Origin of the sequence: Bartonella sp. AA89HNZF, assembly GCF_042196905.1 — a bacterium.
Taxonomy (GTDB): domain Bacteria; phylum Pseudomonadota; class Alphaproteobacteria; order Rhizobiales; family Rhizobiaceae; genus Bartonella.
In genome coordinates, this window is sequence record NZ_JBHIRD010000050.1 from 1 (window position 1) to 2,494 (window position 2,494).

1 protein-coding gene is annotated in these 2,494 nt (G+C 37.3%); it reads left to right on the forward strand.

Annotated elements, in window-relative coordinates; translation table 11 throughout:
* Positions 1 to 253 precede the first annotated feature (253 nt).
* A partial coding sequence (locus ACFIN0_RS09475) for an autotransporter outer membrane beta-barrel domain-containing protein (RefSeq protein ID WP_375702420.1) occupies positions 254 to 2,494 on the forward strand: 2,241 nt, incomplete at its 3' end.

The window sequence follows — 2,494 nt, forward strand, 5'->3', positions numbered from 1 at the left end:
CGTGGAGATGTCACTTATCAGCATAGATTTAAGAAAATTGGTTTTTCTGGAACGAGTTTCTCTGCTGGATTGCGCCACCTTTTTTAGCGATACATAAACTATATAGTAACTTATATATAAGTATATAGTATTGTATTAAGTATTAAATTAAATATTTCATTTTATATTTATTGTATTTTGAGAAATTTATTAGCTTAATATAGATATTATTCTTCAATGAATAGAAGTAGGGGAATAGGAGGCGGCAAGAGTTATGATTTATGTATTTCATAAATATGTATTTTTATGCAACGTTACAACAGCTATTCTTTATTTTTTGCAGGTTACGTATGTTAATGCTGCAGGATCTTCAAGTGATGCAGGAGGGGCATTTTATAAATGCGATGATAGAAAAACACACTTTCTCGCAGATAAAATCTATTACTTAAAAAATTCTCAGGAGACTGCACCTATTGCAGCTATATATGTAGAAAAAGCAGGCACTATTGTTAATGCCTCTCAGATAACAGTTTTTGGCGATGATCCAGATAAAATATCTGCGTATGGGGCGTATGTAAGAAATGGTGGAAAAATTAATTTAATAGCTTCAGATTTTAAGAATATACCTGCTCTTCGTGCTCAAAATGCCGTTATTAGCATGACAGTAGGGGAAATTAAGGGGACTTCACATGCTATTTATGCATGGGGGAGAGGAACGGATATTGCTTTAGTGAGTGTGAATATCAATATTGAGCCAGATAATTTGAATGTAAAAGGGATCGGTATTATGAGTGGTTTTGATGCAATGGTTAAAATGACAGACGGTACCGTTAATTTTAACCAGATTGGCTCATTTTCAACTCGATTTGGGGGGCACTATATTCTTGATACTATGGGGATTACGGGGCAAGGAAGGAGGGAGGAAACTTTAACAGATGGTGATGGAGCTATGGGGGTATTGCCAGAAGCTTTTGAGGTTTTTCAAGGTGGTGACGTTCATTTGAAAAACAATTTTATTCAGCTGAACCATATGCATGCATTTTTGATGAAAAACTTTTCAGGTTATGTAAATGATAATGGTAAGTTAATTCAAAAATATATTTCACCAGATGGCTTTAAGAATACAAATATTAAGATAGAAAAAAACAATATTTCTGTTCAGGGTGAGGGAGTATATGGACTGTGCTTTAATGTTTTAGCTCCAGAAGAGATTGCTAAAATGTTGAGGCAACGAGATGATGAAAAAATTTTAGAAACCAAAAAAGTTATCACGGGGAGGGCATTTGTTTATTTATCAGAGACAAATATGACAGTTCCAGACGGGATTGCGATTTATGCGAAGGGGAATAAAGACTATGAAGTAAAAGGCACTCTTGAATTATCGGATGAAACAAAAATCTCTGGTGATGTGTTGCTAAAAGCTGAAAATAATGCTTCTCTATTGGTGAAAGCAAACGCTTCCTCTCTTACAGGAGGTACGCGTGTTGAAGATAGATCGGTTATTGATTTAGAGTTAATTCGTTATTCAAAATGGTATCTTACTAAAAGTAAATACAATGGTTTACAGGAATCTGTTTCATCGCTTTCTTCTCTAAGTCTTTCCAATAGCACATTGATCTTTGATGAAGATAGTGGTTATCAAACGCTACGCATTGGAAAAAAAGCAGATATAGATGCAGGAGATAAAATTCTCGCATCAAAAGATAAAAAAGTCTATAGTGCTGAGGGAAACGCTCAGATTAGGTTGAATACATTTTTGAATGATGAGGGTTTGTTTGATCCCCAAAAGACGGATCGCATATTGATCTATGGGGATGTTTCTGGAACGACATTTATTCATATGCAAAATTTTCCAAAATATTCAAGTAAAGAAATCTATGAGGGAAGAGATCAAAGCATTTCAATCGTTCAAGTTGCAGGAACAGCGCGGGCAGGTTCTTTTCGACTCGCCAATGGTTATAATGGTTATACTACGGTGAAAGGTTTTCCTTATCAATATCGTATTCGTGGTTATGGGCCGGGCTCGCCTTTTGGAGAAGCGAATGCTAAGCAAAGATTAGTGGAAGGTGAGGGGGATTTTTGGGATTTCCGACTCGAAGGGGTTTATATTTCTTCTAGAATAGGTTCTTATAATGGTCCATTTGGTAAACCTTCTTCGTTTTCATTATCTCATCCTGTTAATCCTCCATCTTCTCCTCCCAATTCACTTTCTACGTCGTTGATATCTGACTCTCCTCCTTCTACGTCCTCTGGTCCTGTTGATCCTCCGCCCCCCAATCCATTTTCTACGTCGTTGATATCTGACTCTCCTTCTTCTACGTTCTCTGCTCTTGTTGATCCTCCACCTTCTCCCCCCGATCCACTTTCTACGTCGTTGACATCTGACTCTCCTTCTTCTACGTCCTCTGCTCTTGTTGATCCTCCATCTTCTCCCCCCGATCCATTTTCTACGTCGTTGATATCTGACTCTCCTTCTTCTACGTTCTCTGCTCTTGTTGATCCTCCACCTTCTCCC